The 18,424-nt window shown below is 61.3% G+C and carries 13 protein-coding genes and 1 pseudogene; 6 read left to right on the top strand and 8 right to left on the bottom strand.

Going from position 1 to position 18,424, the window contains the following annotated elements; all coding sequences use genetic code 11:
* Positions 1-6: 6 nt before the first annotated feature.
* From EPN59_RS07180 to EPN59_RS07165, 4 genes are all read right to left on the bottom strand, one after another.
* Complete coding sequence (locus EPN59_RS07180) at positions 7-3,060, bottom strand: efflux RND transporter permease subunit (RefSeq protein ID WP_293033951.1); 3,054 nt, start codon at positions 3,058-3,060, stop codon at positions 7-9.
* An 11-nt stretch (positions 3,061-3,071) separates the two neighbouring features.
* Complete coding sequence (locus EPN59_RS07175; RefSeq protein ID WP_293033952.1) at positions 3,072-4,223, bottom strand: efflux RND transporter periplasmic adaptor subunit; 1,152 nt, start codon at positions 4,221-4,223, stop codon at positions 3,072-3,074.
* Between the two features lie 43 nt (positions 4,224-4,266).
* The gene (locus EPN59_RS07170; RefSeq protein WP_293045778.1) at positions 4,267-5,844 is read right to left on the bottom strand and encodes an efflux transporter outer membrane subunit; all 1,578 of its coding nucleotides are present in this window, start codon (positions 5,842-5,844) and stop codon (positions 4,267-4,269) included.
* A gap of 949 nt (positions 5,845-6,793) precedes the next feature.
* The gene (locus tag EPN59_RS07165; protein WP_293042902.1) at positions 6,794-7,246 is read right to left on the bottom strand and encodes a universal stress protein; all 453 of its coding nucleotides are present in this window, start codon (positions 7,244-7,246) and stop codon (positions 6,794-6,796) included.
* Between the two features lie 169 nt (positions 7,247-7,415).
* Here EPN59_RS07165 and EPN59_RS07160 point away from each other — a divergent pair.
* A pseudogene (locus EPN59_RS07160) lies at positions 7,416-7,518 on the top strand (SET domain-containing protein-lysine N-methyltransferase); the annotation flags it as partial.
* Between the two features lie 57 nt (positions 7,519-7,575).
* Here EPN59_RS07160 and EPN59_RS07155 read toward each other — a convergent pair.
* From EPN59_RS07155 to pdhA, 3 genes are read right to left on the bottom strand one after another with little or no spacing between them, the layout of a single operon-like run.
* Positions 7,576-8,694: a dihydrolipoamide acetyltransferase family protein gene (locus tag EPN59_RS07155; protein ID WP_293042904.1), complete on the bottom strand. Its 1,119-nt coding sequence runs from the start codon at positions 8,692-8,694 to the stop codon at positions 7,576-7,578.
* A 4-nt stretch (positions 8,695-8,698) separates the two neighbouring features.
* On the bottom strand, positions 8,699-9,679 hold the full coding sequence (locus tag EPN59_RS07150) for an alpha-ketoacid dehydrogenase subunit beta (RefSeq protein WP_293042905.1): 981 nt from the start codon (positions 9,677-9,679) through the stop codon (positions 8,699-8,701).
* Positions 9,672-10,787: a pyruvate dehydrogenase (acetyl-transferring) E1 component subunit alpha gene (gene pdhA / locus EPN59_RS07145; RefSeq protein WP_293045775.1), complete on the bottom strand. Its 1,116-nt coding sequence runs from the start codon at positions 10,785-10,787 to the stop codon at positions 9,672-9,674. The genes EPN59_RS07150 and pdhA overlap by 8 nt, the downstream gene beginning before the upstream one ends.
* A gap of 425 nt (positions 10,788-11,212) precedes the next feature.
* Between pdhA and EPN59_RS07140 the strand changes: the two genes are divergently transcribed.
* Positions 11,213-12,400 carry a GGDEF domain-containing protein gene (locus EPN59_RS07140; protein ID WP_293042927.1) on the top strand — a complete coding sequence of 396 codons (1,188 nt, stop codon included), beginning with the start codon at positions 11,213-11,215 and terminating at the stop codon, positions 12,398-12,400.
* 166 nt (positions 12,401-12,566) lie between these two features.
* Here the strand turns inward: EPN59_RS07140 and EPN59_RS07135 are convergent, their stop codons facing one another.
* Entirely contained in the window at positions 12,567-13,598 is a 1,032-nt protein-coding gene (locus tag EPN59_RS07135; protein ID WP_293042909.1) for an AraC family transcriptional regulator, read from the bottom strand.
* Positions 13,599-13,738: 140 nt separating this feature from the next.
* Here EPN59_RS07135 and fabF point away from each other — a divergent pair, with 140 nt between their 5' ends.
* The 4 genes from fabF to EPN59_RS07115 all read left to right on the top strand — a co-directional run bounded on the left by fabF (position 13,739) and on the right by EPN59_RS07115 (position 18,280).
* On the top strand, positions 13,739-15,046 hold the full coding sequence (gene fabF, locus EPN59_RS07130; protein WP_293042910.1) for a beta-ketoacyl-ACP synthase II: 1,308 nt from the start codon (positions 13,739-13,741) through the stop codon (positions 15,044-15,046).
* 172 nt (positions 15,047-15,218) lie between these two features.
* Complete coding sequence (locus tag EPN59_RS07125) at positions 15,219-16,961, top strand: tetratricopeptide repeat protein (RefSeq protein WP_293042913.1); 1,743 nt, start codon at positions 15,219-15,221, stop codon at positions 16,959-16,961.
* Between the two features lie 119 nt (positions 16,962-17,080).
* A complete protein-coding gene (locus EPN59_RS07120; RefSeq protein WP_293042915.1) occupies positions 17,081-17,713 on the top strand; it encodes a 2OG-Fe(II) oxygenase family protein in 633 nt (210 codons plus the stop codon).
* A gap of 177 nt (positions 17,714-17,890) precedes the next feature.
* Positions 17,891-18,280: a VOC family protein gene (locus EPN59_RS07115; RefSeq protein WP_293042918.1), complete on the top strand. Its 390-nt coding sequence runs from the start codon at positions 17,891-17,893 to the stop codon at positions 18,278-18,280.
* The last annotated feature ends 144 nt before the right edge of the window (positions 18,281-18,424 follow it).

The following is an 18,424-nucleotide window of genomic DNA, read 5'->3' as shown; positions in this document are numbered from 1 at the left end:
AATCGTTCAGGCTGTCTCCGGCTGCGCCCGGTCCCGATGATGGTCCGCGGCGAGGAACATATACATCGCGGGCACGACGAACAGCGTGAATAGCGTGCCGATCGACATCCCCGTAAAGATCACGAGGCCCATCGCGTTACGGCCCGCCGCGCCCGCACCCGACGCGATCACGAGCGGCACCACGCCCAGCACCATCGCGGCCGTCGTCATCAGGATCGGCCGCAAGCGCACGCCAGCCGCTTCTTCGAGTGCTTCGCGCTTGCCGCGCCCCGCGCGTTGCAGCTCATTCGCGAACTGCACGATCAGAATGCCGTGCTTGCTGATGAGGCCCATCAGCGTGACGAGACCCACTTGCGTATAGATATTGAGCGTCGTGAGTCCCAGGTTGATGAAGATCAGCGCACCGAACAACGCCATCGGCACCGACACGAGAATCACGACCGGATCGCGGAAGCTCTCGAACTGAGCCGCAAGCGCGAGAAACACGATGATCGTTGCAAACAGCAACGTGATCACGAAGCCGCCAGATTCCTGCACGAACTGCCGCGACAAACCCGAATAGTCGGCCGTGTAGCCCGTCGGCGCGACTTCTGCGGTGACTTTGCGCAGGAAGTCGAGCACTTCGCCTTGCGAGATGCCCGGCGCGAGCACGCCGGAAATCGTTGCCGAATTAAGCTGCTGGAAGTGATTGATCGATTCGGGCACAACATTCTGCTGCAGATGCGTGACCGTCGATGCCGGAATCACGCTGCCACTGGGCGTGCGCAAGTAATAGTCGAGCACTTGCGACGGATTCAACCGGTCCGTTTGCAGCACCTGCGGAATCACCTTGTACGAGCGGCCTGCAATCGAAAAGTAGTTGACGAAATTGCCGCCGAGCGCAGCGCCCAGCGTTTGCCCGACATCGCTCTGCGTCAGGCCGAGCGAAGCGACTTTGTCGCGGTCCACGAGCAATACGCTTTCTGGCTTGTCGATCTTCAGATCGCTGTCGACGAAGAAGAACATGCCGCTTTCCCGTGCCTTTTGCAGCACGGCTTGCGACACTTCATTCAGGTTTTCGAACGGCTCCGTCGTGCTGATGACGAATTGCACAGGCAAACCTCGTGCACCCGGCAGCGGCGGAAACTGAAATGCGGCGACACGTGCGCCCGCAATACCGTTCCACTTCTGCTGCAATTCCTCCTGCAATTGCGTCGCGCCCTTCTTGCGCTTGTCCCACGTCTTGAAGAGCACGCCGCCGATGCCCTGGTTCAACGTCGGCTCGCCCGTGAGCTGGAACATCTGCGCGTATTCGGGCAACTGCTTCGAGATATCGAAGACCTGGTCCGCGTAGGTCTGCATCTGCTGGATCGTCGCATTGGGCGGCCCCTGGATCTGGGACAGCACGATGCCCTGATCCTCCTGCGGTGCAAGCTCCGATTTCGACGTCATGAAGAGATACACGGTGCCGACCAGGAGCAGCGCGCCCATGACGATAAATACCGGCCACGTATCGAGCATCGCATGCAACAGATTCCGATAGCCGTGATGGACGCGTTCGAACTGCCGATCGACGAAGCTCGCAAAGCGGCCCGACTCCTGGTCTCTGCGGAAAAAGCGCGAGCACAACATCGGCGAAAGCGTCAGCGCAATCACGCCCGACACGGCGACAGCGCCCGCCAGCGTGAACGCGAACTCGGTAAACAGCGCGCCCGTCAGCCCGCCTTGAAAGCCGATCGGCACGTACACGGCGATCAATACGACCGTCATGGCGAGAATCGGTCCGCCGAGTTCGCGCGCGGCGATCAGTGCGGCTTCGAGGGGCTGCCGGCCCTCTTTCTTCATATGCCGGTCGACGTTCTCGACCACGATAATTGCGTCGTCAACGACGAGACCGATTGCAAGCACGAGCGCAAGCAGTGTCAGCAGATTGATGGAATAGCCGAGCACCTGCATCACGAAGAACGTGCCGACCAACGAGAGCGGCATCGCAATCACAGGCACGATCACCGCGCGGAAACTGCCGAGGAAAAGGAAGATCACGACCGTCACGATCAGCAGCGCTTCGACGAGGGTCTTCACCACTTCTGCGATGGCCGTGTTGATGAAGTCGGTGGCGTCGTAGACGATGTCGCCCGTCATGCCCGTCGGGAACTGCTTCTGCAGGTCCGGGAAAACCGTTCTCACGCGCTTCGCGACGTCGAGCACGTTCGCATCCGGCGCGACCTTGATGCCGATGAACACCGATCGCTTGCCGCTGAACGCGACATTGAAGTCGTAATTGTCCGCGCCGAGCACGACGTTCGCGACGTCTTCGAGGCGCACGATCGCGCCGTTCTTCTGCGCGACGACGAGTTTCCTGAAGTCATCGACGGAATGCAGATCGGTGCCCGCATTCAGATCGACGCTGATCATCTGGCCTTTGGTCGTGCCGAGCGTCGCCAGATAATTGTTGTTGCCAAGCGCCGTGAAGACGTCGCCAGCGGTCACGTTGTGTGCGGCCAATTTGCTCGAATCGAGCCATGCGCGCAGCGCGAATTGACGGCCGCCGAGAATTTCCGCCGTCTGCACGCCCTGGATCGAATCGAGCTTCGGCTTCACGACGCGCAGCAGATAATCCGTGACGTTGTTGCTCGGCAGCACGTCACTGTAAAAACCCATGTACATCGTGTCGGTGGTTTGTCCCACTTGCACGGTCAGCACCGGCTGTTGCGCCTGCGGCGGCAACTGGTTGCGCACCGATGCGATCTGCGTGTTGATCTCGGTCAGCGCACGATTGGAGTCGTAGTTCAGGCGCAGCGTCGCGACGATCGTCGAGACGCCCGTGCTGCTCGTCGACGACATGTAGTCGATGCCCTGTGCCTGAGCAATCGCGGCTTCGAGCGGCTGCGTGATGAAGCCGGCCATCGTGTCGGCGCTCGCGCCATAGTACGCGGTGGTGATTGTCACCACACCGTTTTCGGTTTGCGGATATTCGTTAACTTTTAGCGCCGCGAGCGAGCGCAAGCCGAGCACGAGTATCAGCAGACTCACCACCGATGCGAGCACCGGGCGTTCGATGAAGATGTCGGTAAATTTCATCGCACGGCCCTCTATTGTTCCTGAGGCGTCGGATTCGGGTTATTCGCAGGCTGCACGCGATTATCGATCACCAGCGGCGTGCCGTTTTTCAGCTTCAACTGACCGCTCGTTACGACCTGCGTACCTTCGCTGATGCCCTTGAGAATCGCGACCTGGTCGCCACGCGTCGGGCCTGGCGTGACGAACACCTGTTGCGCGACGGGCATGATCTTACCTTGTGCATTCTTTCGCTCACCGGGCTTCACGATGAACACGGTCGCGCCATACGGGTTATAGGTGATCGCCGTTTGCGGCAAGGTCAGATAGCGCTGCACGCTGCCCGCATCGACCTTCACGTTCGCATACATGCCGGGCAATAGCTTGCGCTCGCGATTGTCGACGGTCGCCTCGATTTGAACATTGCGCGTCGCGCTGTCCACGCGCGGATTGATCGACCGGATCTTGCCGTCGAAGGCGCGGTTGCCGAACGCATCCGTATCGACAGCAATGGTCTGGCCGACGTGCAATTGCCCGAGTTGCCTTTGCGGCAGAAAGAAGTCTGCGTAGATCGGGTCGATGGCTTGCAGCGTCACGATGGCATCGCCCGGGTTGATGTACTGGCCGGGATTAACTGTCGTGATGCCGACGCGTCCCGCGAACGGCGCGCGAATCGTTTTCTTTTCGACGAGCGCGGCCTGTTGATCGACCTGGGCTCTTTTGCTTTTAAGGTCGGCCGCGTCGGCATCGAGCTGCGCCCTGGCAATCGCCTGAATGCCGAACTGCGCCTTGTCGCGCGTGTAGACCGTTTTCGCAAGTTCAGCCGCAGCTTGCAGCGATGCGAGTTGCGCGCGGTCCGAATCGTCATTCAGGCGCACGAGCACCTGGCCCGCCTTCACGTCCTGGCCCGAGATGAACACGATCTCGCGCACGAGCCCGGCCACTTCCGTCGTCACGTCGACGCCGCGCACCGCGCGCAGGCTGCCCACGGCGGCAAGCTGCGGCTGCCATGTCTGATAGCCGGCGACAGCGGCCGTGACGGTGGCGGGCGGCGCAGTGTTGCTCGCCATGAACTTCCTGATCATGTGCGCCCGGAACAGATTGAAGCCGAACAGCGCGGCCAGCAGCAAGCCCACGCAGAACAGCATGATGATCATCCGCTTCGCCATCGGTTTTTTCGTCGTCATCGTCATGTCCTTGCAGGGCAAACCGCTCTGCATGGGGCAGGATTCACTTCGGCATGGCCGATGTGGGCTGTGCTGCCGCGCTCGTCGCCGTATCGTTCCACCAGCCGCCACCGAGCGCCTGGAACAGCGCCGCCGTATCCGCGTAGCGCGCGGCTTGCGCCTGCGTGAGATTCACGACGGTCTGCTGGTATTGACGCTGTGCATCGAGCAGCGCCAGATAACTGACGCCGCCGACGCGAAACTGGCCGTGCGTCAGTTCGAGCGCACCGCCGGCCGCGCGCCATGCTTGCGTTTGCGCGTTCAGACCGGTTGCATCGTGTTGTAGCGCGCGCAACGTATCGGCGACATTCTGAAACGCCAGCAGCACGGTTTGCCGGTATTGCGCATTGGCCTGATCGAATGCCGCTTCTGCTGCGCGCTTTTGCGCACTTAACTGGCCACCGTGAAAAATCGGCTGCGTGAGGCCTGCGCCGATGCTCCAGATCATGTCGGCAGACCTGAAAAGGCCCGCGGGCGTCAACGCCTCCGGGCCATAATTCGCTGAGAGCGTGAGCTGCGGATACATGTTTGCGGTCGCGACGCCGACCTGGGCGCTCGCCTGATGCAGCGTGGCGTCGGCGGCGAGAATATCGGGTCGCTGCCGCACGAGCGACGACGGCACGCTGACCGGCAACGTCTGCGGCAGTGTGAACATCGACATCCTGAACTCGGGCACGTCCGTATCGCTCGGCGGCTTGCCCGCCAGGACCGCGAGCTGGTGACGCGTCTGGTCGAGCGACTGACGCAACGGCGGCAACGTCGCGCGGGTCTGGGCCACGAGCGTTTCCTGCGAAAGCACGGCGACGCGGCTCACGCCGCCTAGCGCGAGCTGCTGGCGCAATATGCCGAGCTGCGCGTCTTCGTCGTCGGCGATGTGCCCGGTCGCTTCGATCTGCTCGCGCAGCGAGGCTTCCTTGATGGCCGCTGTCACGATGTTTGCGGACAACGCGAGATAGGCAGCCTGCAACTGAAAGCCCTGGAAATCGACCTGCGAGCGCAACGATTCGAGCTCGCGCCTTCCTCCGCCGAACACATCGAGGTTGTACGACACGTTCACCGATGCGTTGTAGAGGTTCAAAAGCTCCGTGAGTTGCGGCTGACCGAAAGTGACGCCGCTGAACTTCTCGCGCGTCGCATTCGCCTTTGCATCGACGGACGGATACAGCGTGGTGCCCATTTGCGCGCGAAGATTCTCGCCGGCCTGCCTGAGCGCCGCTTGCGCCGCGGCGACGTTGGCGCTGTTGGCGAGCGCTTCGCGGATCAGCGTGTCGAGCGGCGCGCAATGAAAAAGCGTCCACCACTGGGCGGGAATGTCGAGACCGGCGACGAACTGTTGCGGCACGCCCGATGCGCCCGGCGACGAGGCCGTCTGATCGGGCAGCGGCGTGGGTGTGTAGGTGTTGGTGGCGGGCGGCGCGGGCGTATGGTAATTCGGACCCACCGTGCAGCCGGAGAAGGCGATCAGGACAGTGACCCCTGCAACACGCGCGACCGTCGCACAGGCTGCATGGCGGCGAGACGCACTGTGCGAATGCCAGCGCAAGCGGCTGCGACTGAAACCACGGTTGGCGTCATCAATCATCTGTCCACCTTGTTTCGCTGCGCGATATACGAACCGGACGAAATAGCAGATACAGAGTTTGGAATCATGCCACAACATGTTCGCCTGAACGGCGAACGGCATGGCCACGGTGTTTACGACTCGCCGCAGGTTTCGGGCGATTGCAGTGGCGATTGCAGTACCGGCTCCATTTTGCCTACGCGCCATCCGGCCGGGATTTGGCGGCCCGCCAGCAAGCGAAGCGAATCATCGGACTGTGTCAAGGCCCGGTCCAGACATTGGGCACACTAACTAGTCTGATAGCAGCATGCCCGATTCCTGAAACCTGCCGATGTTTGAAAGGATTTAGAAAGCTGACTGATCGCTCGCCGATTGGCCAGTTAAAACAGCGTCATCCAGTCATGCTTGTGTTCGATGGATTTGAACCGGGAGTATCCGTATAGACTTCGCGTCGTAACCAGGCGTCGTGCGGCGCCACTGCGCGATTCCGCCACAGACGCCACGGTACATAAATTGAGAATCCTCAAGATCATTTCGGTTCGGCATCGATACACTTATCTACAGGTCGCCGCGGTCTTGAATAAAAACAGCAGCGATCCAGAAGGCCCCACAACCTTCCTCGACAGCGTGGGGCCTTCGCCTTTCCATTTGTGCGTCGATACGGGCTGCAACCGTCGCAGATCCCGCAGGCGCCCCGACCGCACACGCCGATTCAGCCGCGACAGTCTGCACACTCACACGCGCCTCATTCACGACAAGGTCTGCACCTAAGTGCGCTGGCCTGAATCGCGGTCCTGCTGCTCAGGCGGCATCGGAACCGCAATCAACATTCGCCGATTGCGGGGATCAACTTCGAAAGAGATGCCGCGAGCGCGGCGAGAATAATCACGAGCGTCGGCAAGATGTGAGGCCGTCATCAGATCCAGATAATGACGGCGGATTCAACCAGCCGATCTTATGCCGATGGTGCTCAGTTCTCGTGCCGCGATTTTTTCATCATCGCCGGATCGCGCACGATGGTGACCGCGCACGGCGCGTAGGCGAGAACCTGGCGGGCGACCGAGCCGATCAGCCAGCGATCGAACGGCGTATGTCCGCGATGCCCCACCACGAGATGGTCGATAGCATGCCGCTCCGCGTACAGCACGATTTCCTTCGCTGGCGGGCCGACCACGAGATCGAACGTCACGGCCTCGATCGAAGCGGCGAGCTTTGCCTTGATTTCGTCGAGGATCTCGTTGGCATGGCGCACTTCGAACTCGATCAGACTTTTTCGCTCGACTTCGATTGCCCCCCAGTCCGGCGTGCGTGCGACGACGAGCACATGCAAGCGCGCGTCGAAACGCCTTGCGAGATCGACCGCGAAAGCAACGGCGTATTGCGCGGACGCCGAACCGTCATAACCGACCAGCACGTTCTGCATGATCTGCTCCTGCGCTAATGAATACAGCTTCTATCATGATAGTCCGCCTGGCCGATTTGAGTGATACGCGCTGTCACGACCGCCGGCTATTCGTGGCCACGCTAACCACTGAACAGCGCCGCGTTTTGCGGACTGTCGGCCATCCCCGTATCGATGTTCAATGACCCCCGTTGACGGCAGCGGCGGCGGCAACAGCGCGCTTCCCGAACCATGCATGCACATCCAACTGCGAGGCAGTCGAAGCCGGCGATCGGGTTTTCAGTCACGCAGTCTTGCGGGCGGCCAAACGCTCGCTGCCAGCGCCTATGCATTGATGAGGTGAGCGGCTGTCACGCGCGCTGCAGATCCGCGATCGTCGCCGCCAGGAAACGCGCGGCTTCGCCGCCCGTCACGACGCGGTGATCGAACGTCAGGCTGAGCGGCAAGATCCGGTGAATAGCAGGCGCGCCGTGTTCCGCGACCACCTGTTCATGGATGCGCCCCGCACCGAGGATCGCGACGGTCGGCGGCACGACGATGGGCGCCGCGTACTTCCCCGAAATCATCCCGAAGTTCGACAGCGTGATCGTGTTGCCGCGCATCTCTTCCGGCGGAATCTTGCGTGCGCGGATATCGGCGCGCATCCGGTCGAGACCGCCGCGCAGATCCGCCGCGTCACGATGCGCGACATCGCGCAGCACGGGTACGAAAAGCCCATCGGGCAGATCGACGGCAATGCCGAGATCGATCTTCTCAAGTACGTGACGCCGCCCCGTATGTCCATCGAACCATGCGTTCAGTCCCGGCTCCGCACGGCAGCCCGCGACCAGCGCACGGATCAGCCGGATCGTCACGTCGGTGTGCGGCGGCCACGCGTGAATGTCGGCATCGTCGATCACGGTAGCGGCGGCCACTTCGCTTTGCGCGCGCGCCATGTTGCGCGCCATCGCACGCCGCACGCCACGCAGCACTTCGGGCGGACCGACTTCGCCAAGCATCTTCGCGAGGCGCTGCACGTCAGCCGTCGTGATGACGCCTTCCGGGCCGGACGGCGTCACCATCGACAGATCGACATCCAGCTTGCGCGCAAGCGCGCGCGCCGCCGGAATCGCCCTGATCACGGCGCCGCCCGCGCCTCCCCCCTCGCCCGCGCCAGCCAACGCAGACGCTTCGTGCATGACATGCCGGCCGACTTCCATATGGCCGACGACAGTGCCCGCGTCTGCATCATCGCCCTCGCCTTCGAACGCGACGAGCGGCGCGCCCAGATGCACGATATCGCCCACCTGTCCGAACCGCTTCGCGACGCGACCGGATTGCGGCGACGGAATATCGACGATCGCCTTCGCCGTTTCGACCGACAGCAGCGGTTGATCCGCGCCGACTTCATCGCCATCGCTTACATGCCACTCGACGATCTCCGCTTCCTGCAAGCCTTCGCCCAGATCGGGCAGTTTGAAGATTTTCATGGCTTTACGATGCCTCCAGAGCTTGCTTCACCGCAGCGACGATGCGCGAGGCACCTGGCATGTATTGATTCTCGAGCCGGTAAAGGGGCACGACGACGTCGTAGCCGGTCACGCGCTGCACAGGCGCGAGCAGCGAATAAAGTCCGCGCTCGGCGATACCGGCGGCGATCTCCGCGCCAATGCCGCCCGTGCGCGAGCCCTCGTGCACGATCACGCAGCGGCCCGTCTTCGCCACCGACGTGAGAATCGTGTTCATGTCGATCGGCTTGAGCGTCGCGACGTCGATCACTTCGACCATCACGCCGTCCTGCGCGAGCAGATCGGCGGCGCCCAATGCATCCTGCACGGCGCCACCCCAGCTCACCAGCGTCGCATCCGGGCCGTCACGAAGTGTGAAGCAGGTGTCGAGCGGCAGCGCTTCGCCGTCGTCATCCACTGTCTGCCGGAACAGGCGATAGAGGCGCGTCGGTTCGAAGAAGATCACCGGATCGGGATCGCGAATCGCGGCCAGCAACAACCCGTATGCGCGCGCCGGCGAAGAAGGCGTGACAACGCGTAAGCCTGGAATATGCGCGAACAGCGCTTCGGGGCTTTCGGAGTGATGCTCGGGTGCGTGGATGCCTGCCCCGCACGGCGCGCGGATCACAAGCGGACAGCTGAGGCGTCCGCGCGTCCGATTCCTCAGACGCGACGCATGATTGAGCACGTGATCGATCACCGGGTACAGAAACCCGCTGAACTGGATCTCGACGACGGGCTTCAGTCCCATCGCCGCCATGCCGATTGCCGTGCCCGCAAGCGCTGTTTCAGCGAGCGGCGTATCGAGCACGCGTTGCGCGCCGAAGCGTGCCTGCAGGCCGACCGTCGCGCGAAACACGCCGCCATTCACGCCGATGTCCTCGCCGAGCAGCACGACGTCGGGATCGTGTTCGAGTTCGTATGCGAGCGCCAGATTGAGCGCGTCGATCATGTTCAGATCAGCCATGGCCGTTGCTCCCATTCCGGCCGTTCCGGCCGTGGCCCGCTATCGGCGCGAATCGCTGCGCGCTTTCAAGTTGCTCACGCATTGCATGCGGCAGGGTCTCGTACAAGTGATCGAACATCGCGGATGTATCGGGCGGCGGGACCGCGAGATACGCTTCGACGGCTGCTTCGACCTGTGCGTGACACGCCTTGCCGAGCTGCTCGTCCTGCGCCTTGTTCCAGACGTTCATCCGCATCAGATACTTGCGCAAACGCAGCAGCGGCTCGTATTCCCATTGCTTCTGAATTTCATCGGAGTCGCGATAGCGTGTTGCATCGTCGGCCGTCGTATGATCGCCGAGTCGATAACTGAGCGCTTCGATCAGCGTCGGGCCGTCGCCTCGCCGCGCTTTCGCGAGCGCCGCATGCATCGCCTGATGCACGGCGATGACATCGTTGCCGTCGACCTGCAAGCCGTCGATGCCGGCCGCGACCGCCTTCTGCGCAAGCGTCTGCGCCGCGCTCTGCGTGCTGCGCGGCACCGAGATCGCCCACTGGTTGTTGTTGATGACGAGCACGACCGGCGCCTGCCAGACGCCCGCCATGTTCATCGCTTCGTAGAAGTCGCCTTTCGACGTGCCGCCATCGCCGAAGATCGCAACGGCGACGCGCGGCTCGCCGCGCAGCTTGAACGCGTAGGCCGCACCGGCGGCATGGCACACCTGCGTACCGATGGGGACGCAATTCGGAAAGTCGAGTCGCGGCACGCTGAAGTCGCTGCCGCGTTCGTCGCCGCCCCAATAGAGCAGGCTTTCCGTCATCGTGACGCCGCGCAGCAATTGCGCCGCATGATCGCGGTACGAAGGGAACAGCACGTCGTCGGCCTGCATCGCGCTCGCGACGCCCACGCCGATCGCCTCCTGCCCCACCGACGACGCAAACGTACCGAGCTTGCCGGTGCGTTGCAGCGCAACGGCTTTGGTATCGAACGCGCGGGTCAGCACCATCGCGCGATAGAGGGAAATCAGCGCCTCGGGTTCTTGCGCAAAGGCCGGCAAGGGCTGCACGGGCTCGCCTTCGGGACCGAGATATCGCGTATACCCGATGTGAAAACTGGCAGTCGTGGTCATGACCGCCCTCCTTGTTCTTCAGATATCGAATCCGTGCAGGAGATCACGCGCACAACCCATGCCGGTAGGCGCAGACGTGCGGGGCGCCCTGAACGGCAGTTCGGGCGGCCTTATTATTTGACCGGAAAAGCGGGTATAAGGTGCGAAATCTTTCTCGCTGTATAGCGGGCTGTGTAACGGGCTGCATAACGGGCTGCACGCACAGGAGCGGTGTCGAGGCGCTGGCTGTATTCCGCCAGTCCTGATGAGAATCCCCTGAATGAACGATTCACCGCATCGCCTTCCAGCCGCCGGTTGAAACGTTTGCCCCTATTATTCCGCGCCTGATTTAATCCTTCCGACTATCTGACGCCCCAGATAATCCCGCTGGCTATTCCATCATTCTTTCGCTAGGATGCGCCGTGCAATACCGTTCTTCGTCAGCGATGAAAATCGATCTAGCCACCCTTTACCTGCTTGTAATCGGAACCTTGTTTGCCAGTTCCGCCATGACATATTGGGAGCACGTGTCTCATCCCAAGCGAGGCAAGGAATTGCGCATGCTGGCGGCCGGATATGCCCTGCTCGGCATCGGCTGCGGGGTGGCCCGGTTCCGGGGCGAACTGCCCGGCGTCGCCGGCGCGGCGCTGTCCAATCTCGTGATTCTCGGCGGCTATCTCCTGGTGCTGCGCGGTATCGCGATGTTCAACGGCCGGCGGTATCTCGCGGCCTCGATCGGTCTGCTGGTTCTGATGGGCGTCGCGTGGGCCGCGGGTGGCGCGCGTCGGCAGGTCGTCATGTGGCTCTATGCGAGCGCCGCTCCCATCGCGCTGGTTTCGGCCATGACGGCCCGCGAGCTGATGCGAAGCGATGGCGTTCCGGCGGTCCAGGCCCGGCGTGTCGCCGTGGCGGTGGTGGTCATTCACGCGTCGTTTTACGCCGCAAGAGCTTTCATCCTGCCCTGGCTGGTCCCGCGGTTCGGCTCGAATCTGCTGGCGATTGCCAGCAACGTCACGATGTACGAGGGCGTTCTCTACTCGGTCATTTTGCCGATGACACTACTTCGGCTCACCCGAGAGGAAGTTCATGGCGAACTGATGCAGGAATCGCGTACCGATTATCTGACTCGCCTCGGTAATCGAAAGCTGTTTTTCGAAGAGGGGGAGCGGATTTTCTGCGACTGCGCGCAGGATCGGCGACCGCTCGCGCTCCTTGCATTCGATCTCGATCGCTTCAAGAGCATTAACGACCGCCATGGACACAAAAGCGGCGATGAGGTTTTAAGGTCATTTGCCGATACCCTCCGGTTTGTCACGGGTGCCGACGCGATTCTCGCCCGCACTGGCGGCGAGGAGTTTGCTGCCCTGTTGCCGGACTGCGACAGTGTCCGCGCAAAAAAGACCGGCGAGACGGTCGCCCACCGGTTCGCAGCGATGTCCCACGACGCCGACGGCGACTGCGTTCGCGCCACCGTCAGCGTGGGTCTCGCCGAATCGAATCACGCAACTGCGTGCCTCGCCGACCTGCTCTCGGTCGCCGATCGCGCGTTGTATCGTGCGAAGTCACTCGGCGGCAACCGGCTCGAACAGGCGCCAACGGTAGCGGAGCCAGTGGTCGTCTGGCCATCGAACTGAAGGCATGCTGACCAACTCGCCAGGCATTCGCCGGGAAGGGGGCGACATGAACAGGCACACCGGTATCAGGGCTCTCGTGTTCGACGTGTGCGGCACGATCGTCGACTGGAGAAGCGGTGCGTCTAGACAAAACCGTTGAAATTTACCTGGTCAAGCCTCTTTCTCTTCACCCACCCTCACGCGTGCCCTTCCGATAATCAGACGGACTACTGCCGGTCCAATGCTTAAATGCGCGACAGAAACCGGTGGCATCCGAAAAACCGAGATCGAACGCGAGCACTGCCACGCTCGTATTCGAGTTTGTCAGCCGATGCACCGCGATATCCCTTCGCAGCCCGTCTTTCACCATCTGAAAACTCGTTCCTTCGTCTGCAAATCTACGGTTGAGCGTGCGTACGGAGGTGTGCAACGCCTGCGCAAGATCCCGTATCGTTACCGGCTGCGCAATGTTCTGTTCAAGATACTCGCGCGCTTTAGCCACAATGGAACCGTGATGAAATGCGGTGAACGTCCAGTCACCAGGAGCGCGTTTCAGGAAGGCCCATAGCTCGTGCTTCTCGCGTTTAAACAGTTCCGCGCAATCCTGGTACAGGAAATAAATGCTCGTCACCCCTGAATCAAAGTGCACCGGGCCGGGGTACAAGAATGCATAGTCCTCTACATGCCTCGGCCTCGCGAAGCTGAACTCGACCCGGTGCAGGATGATTTCCCTGCCGAGCAGCCACGATGCGATGCCGTGAGCCAGCTTCATCATTAACTCATGCCCGAGTGGCGTGACCTGCGTGCCAGGCGTCCTTTCCACTAATGCCAGTCGCACCAGATCATGCTTCGTTGAAATCTGCAGTCGGTAGTCATCCAGCAGCAAATTCCAGAAGCGAACAAAACGATTGAACGCTACCAACACGGTGGGCGCGTCCAGCAAGCTGAGCATCAGGTACTTTAACGTGCCGCCCCGGATCGGCCTGGACCACAGTCCCAGCATTTCATCATCGAGTGTCGCCGCGACTGTCCTGTACAACGCGACGTATTGCTCGCGTGTCATTCGCGCATCAGGCTGATTTAAAAGGGACTGCGGGATGGCGGCGCTTGCAAGCGCCTGTGCTGCCCCGTCTTCCCCGTGACGGGTGCGAATGAAGCGCAGCATCCCGTGCAAGAAGTGAGAAGAAACCGTGAGAGGGCGTTGCCAGGACAGGTTCATGGTTCGCTCATTATGACGCAGTTTGCATATCGATTGGCGCGATGCGTCAATTTCTTGCTCCTCTCGCGCCTATACTGGCGGGTAATTTCTGCGGTGTCTGGCATTTGTAATCGTTGCCGCATGGCGCGTTGCGCCAATCATTGGTCGCATATCTTCACCAATTAAAAGTGGGGCATGGTTTGAATACAAGACGCATTGTCGTGACTGGCATGGGTATGGTGTCGCCGTTGGGATGTGACGTTGAATCCGTCTGGAGCCGTCTCCTGAATGGCGATTCAGGCCTGGTTGGCTTGCCTGACGACGTCACGGAAGGGATTGCATCAAAAGTCGGTGGCGTCGTGCGGATGTTGACGTCAGATTGTCCGTGGGGATTCGATCCTGACCTCGCAGTCGAACCCAAGGACCAGAAGAAAATGGATCGGTTCACTGTGTTTGCGCTGGCCGCAGCGCAACAGGCTTTGAATCAGTCCGGCTGGCAGCCTGAAACGGAAAGCGCTCGCGAAAGGACAGCAACAATTGTGGCGTCTGGCGTTGGTGGTTTCGGTGCGATTGTGGATGCCGTGAGAACGACTGATAACCGCGGGCCACGGCGGCTTTCTCCTTTCACCGTCCCCAGTTTTCTGGCCAATATGGCCGCAGGCCATATCTCCATCCGCCACGGCTTTCGTGGTCCCCTCAGCGCACCGGTTACTGCCTGTGCTGCCAGCGCACAGGCCATTGGCGATGCAGCGCGCCTGATTCGCGCTGGCGAAGCCGATATTGCCGTGTGTGGCGGAGCCGAGGCCTGCATCGATCGCGTCAGCCTGGGGGCATTCGCCGCCGCAAGAACCATGTCCACGGGCTTTAATGACCATCCCACCCAGGCATCCCGCCCGTTCGATATTGGACGAGATGGTTTTGTCATGGGAAAAGGCGCCGGCATGCTCGTCATAGAAGAACTGGAGCACGCATTGCGACGAGGCGCAACGCCGATTGCGGAAGTGCTCGGTTATGGCACGAGCGCCGACGCATACCATATGACGTCTCCGCCCAATGACGGTGCCGGCGGACGACGCGCGATGGAACTGGCAATCCGGCAGGCAAACATTGAACCCAGGCAGATCGGGCATTTAAACGCCCATGCGACATCCACGCCGGTCGGTGACATCAGCGAGCTGGCCGCCATCAAGGCTGTATTCGGAGCCGATCGAGGTCCCGCCGTATCAGCCACCAAGTCCTCGACGGGACATTTGCTTGGCGCGGCCGGCGGCGTGGAAGCCATTTTCACGGTGCTTGCGCTGCGCGACCAGCTTGCGCCGCCCACGCTCAACTTGATGCAGCCTGATTCGGCAGCGGAAGGCATCGACATTGTCAGCGGATCGGCTCGCAAGCTATCGACGGACTATGCGATCTCCAATGGCTTTGGTTTTGGGGGCGTCAATGCCAGCCTGCTATTCCGTCGACTTTGATCCTGGCTTTGATCCTGGTTGCGAGCCGAGGAAAAAAACTCGCAACCCGCCTCGCACCGAACTTGCTTACCTGTATTCGATAGAATGAATACGCGCGATGTCGCAGCGCAGCGAGAGGCGAGGCGATGCGCCGCTTAACGCTGCACCGGTAACGCTTCAGACCTGACTGGAAATGAATGCGTGCAAGATTCTGTCCGGCATCGCAATGGCCGCGCTGTCCATCACATGCGCCGCTGCCGACGTAGCCGGTGCGTGTTCGCCGTCGTTCTCCGAGGTCGACGTCACGCATGGACTCGAAATGCGGACCCGCTGCGCCGTGTCGGCACCCGCAATCGCGCGCGTCACTGAGCGCCTGAACCGCGCAGTGAAAAGCGACGGTCTTTCCGCAGCGCAACGCGTTGCGCTGGCGACAGCCGCCAACGTGATGCTGCATGCTGTCTTCTCGCAGACAGACCACAGCAAACCCACAAGCGACGCGACGTTCGTCAACTTCGAAACAATCCTCGAAAACCTCGCATCGCAGATCAGGACGCGCCCCGATATCGACCCCACAGCCGAAGCGTCGAAATGGAGCGCACGTTATGAAGATCTGCTGCGCAGGTTGTCGATCACACGCAGCGCGGATCCCACCGAACTGCAATTCGACGCAGCTGCGCGGCGCCTCGATCTGGATAACGCATCCGCGCTTCTTATCCGGCTCATCGCTGAAGTGCCCACTACCGCCCAGCTATCTGCAGCGCGCAACTACGACGCGGCGAGCATCGAACTGCTTCGCTTCATGCCATGGAACGCGTTACCGTACCTGACGAAGGCGCACGCACTGCAACCCGACGATATGGACATCGCCACCGCATACGCCGACACGCTGCTCGAACAGCACGAACCCGAGCGCGCGGAACCGGTGTATCAGGCGCTGCTGAACCAGTATCGGATGCTTGCGCAACAAAAGCCCCTCACCGTGCAGCCGTCCATCGCGCGGACGCTCGGCAAGCTTGGCAGCCTGTATCTCATGCGGCAGCAGCAGAAGGAAGCCGAAGCCGCATGGCTGCACGCGCTCGAAATCTACTGGGCGCTCGCGCGTGTGAATCCTTCGGCCTACAGTCCCGCAGTGGCCAGGACCATTGACAGCCTCGCAACGTTGTACCGCGACACGCAACGTCTTCAGGATGCGGCAGATGCGTGGCGCGAAGTCCTCGCCCTCGACCGCGCACTGGCGCGACAGGACCCGGTCACGTACCGGCCCGCAGTCGCGACGACACTCAATGACCTCGGCATCCTCTACAGTGCGACACAGCGCACGCATGACGCGGAACTCGCCTATCTCGAGGCCATCGGGATCCAGCGCGCGCTCGCACACGATAATCCTGCGGCCTGGCGTCCGGCGCTTGCACGTACGTTGAATAACCTCGGGAACTTTTACAGCGCAAACGAGCATCTGCCGCAAGCAGAGCACGCCTACCGGGAAGCGCTGAAGATCCGCCGGCAGCTCGCCCGCGAAAGCCCCGCAATTTACGGGCCCGACCTGGCGCGTACGCTGGGCAATCTGGGCGTGCTGTACCGACTCGAACGGCAGCCGGCAAAGGCATTGCAGGCGTATCAGCAGGCCCTGCATATCGTTCACGCCCTCTCTCGCGATACGCCGGCCGATTACCAGCCTGACGAGGCGCGGATACTGAACAATCTGGGTGTGCTCTACAGCCGCACGGGCAGGCCGCGCGAAGCGGAAGACGCGTGGCGTCGTGCGCTGGATCTTTACCGCAAACTCGCACAAGACGATCCATCGACCTGGCGGCAGGATGAAGCACGCACCTTGCGGAATCTGGGCACGCTGCTAAGCCACATGCGACGTTCGGCTGAAGCCGAAGAATTGAAACGTGAGGCCGACGATCTGACCGATTCGACGCGGGCCCGGTAAATCGCGCGGCAAGCGGCCGCAACACGCCACGGCTGCATGAGCAGAAGGCGTACGTGCTTGCCGCCGGGAGAACTATATTGATGGATGAGCGTCCCGACTAGCGCGTTGCGCAACCAGCAATGGAAGCCCCCGCCGCGGATATCATCCGACTTTTCCCGACTTTCGTATGGTGCCGTCGCCTCGAGCAGGCGTGTTACGAGCCGCTTGATCGCGAGCTAATGGCGTATGTCGACACTTTGATCCGCAGCGGCGTCGGTACCCGTACCGGCGACACATGGCAGTCCGGTCACCAGCAACATAAAAGGCCGGAATTTGCCTTGCTGATCGCGCATATCGAACAGGCTGCTCGCGACGTCCTCACGTTTCTTAAAGTCGCTGCTGCCCCGTTTCACATTACCGGATGCTGGATCAACGTACTGAATCCAGGCGGGGCGCACGCGATGCACAGTCATCCCAACAATTTCCTGAGCGGCGTGTATTACGTGCGCGCGCAAGCGGGTGCCGATACGATCAATTTCCATGATCCGCGCCCACAGACGAGCGTTATTCGTCCGCCCGTTACAGAGTTGACGGCTTACAACACGGATCAGGTGGTCTTGCCGGTCAGCGAAGGCACCTTGCTGTTGTTTCCAGCCTGGCTATCGCATTCGGTGTCGGCGAACACGAGCGCACAAGCACGCGTGAGCGTCAGCTTCAACGTCATGTTCGCCGACTATGACGCCACCATGAGCCCACCGCTCTGGGGCATCTGAAACGCGGTGCAGCGAACCGCAAGGCGTCGCCCGGAAGGTCAGCGCCGTGCAACTTCTTGCGATTGATAGCAAACTTCGGGCGTGCGACCTGTCGCGGCTGCGCGTGCAAGAGGCTTGCGGGAGGGGTAAAAAGGCCGGTAGAGTCCGTCTGAGATCGTCAGTGGGCCATTTTTTATCATGCTTCTGCGCATTCATCACACCGCTATCATTTGCTCGAATTACGAGGTATCTCGCCGGTTCTACACGGAGGTGCTGGGCTTGCAGATCGTAGCCGAGCATTACCGGGAGCATCGGCGGTCATACAAACTCGACCTCATGCTTCCCGATGGATCGCAGATCGAGCTGTTTTCGTTTCCCGATGCTCCACCGCGGCCGTCCTGGCCGGAAGCCTGTGGATTGCGGCACCTTGCATTTGGCGTCGACAACGTCGATGCCTGCAAAGCGCTTCTTGAATCGAAAGGCATCTCAGTCGAGGCCGTGCGTATCGACGAGTACACAAACAGGCGTTTCGTTTTCTTCGCCGATCCCGATGGCCTTCCGCTCGAGCTATACGAAGTGTCGGCGTGACAGGTCGCTCATGCGAGGTGCAGCTCGATACGCTGCAGGTCGGCGCCATCCGCATGCGCGTCGCCACACCACCCAAATAAAAACGGCGGCCGCTTTCGCGCACCGCCGTTCCTCAAACACCATCAACAACAATCAACCACGCAT

The organism is Paraburkholderia sp., from assembly GCF_004298475.1.
GTDB lineage: Bacteria > Pseudomonadota > Gammaproteobacteria > Burkholderiales > Burkholderiaceae > Paraburkholderia > Paraburkholderia denitrificans.
Note: the sequence above shows the minus strand (reverse complement) of the source record. Positions and strands in the feature narration are given on the sequence as shown.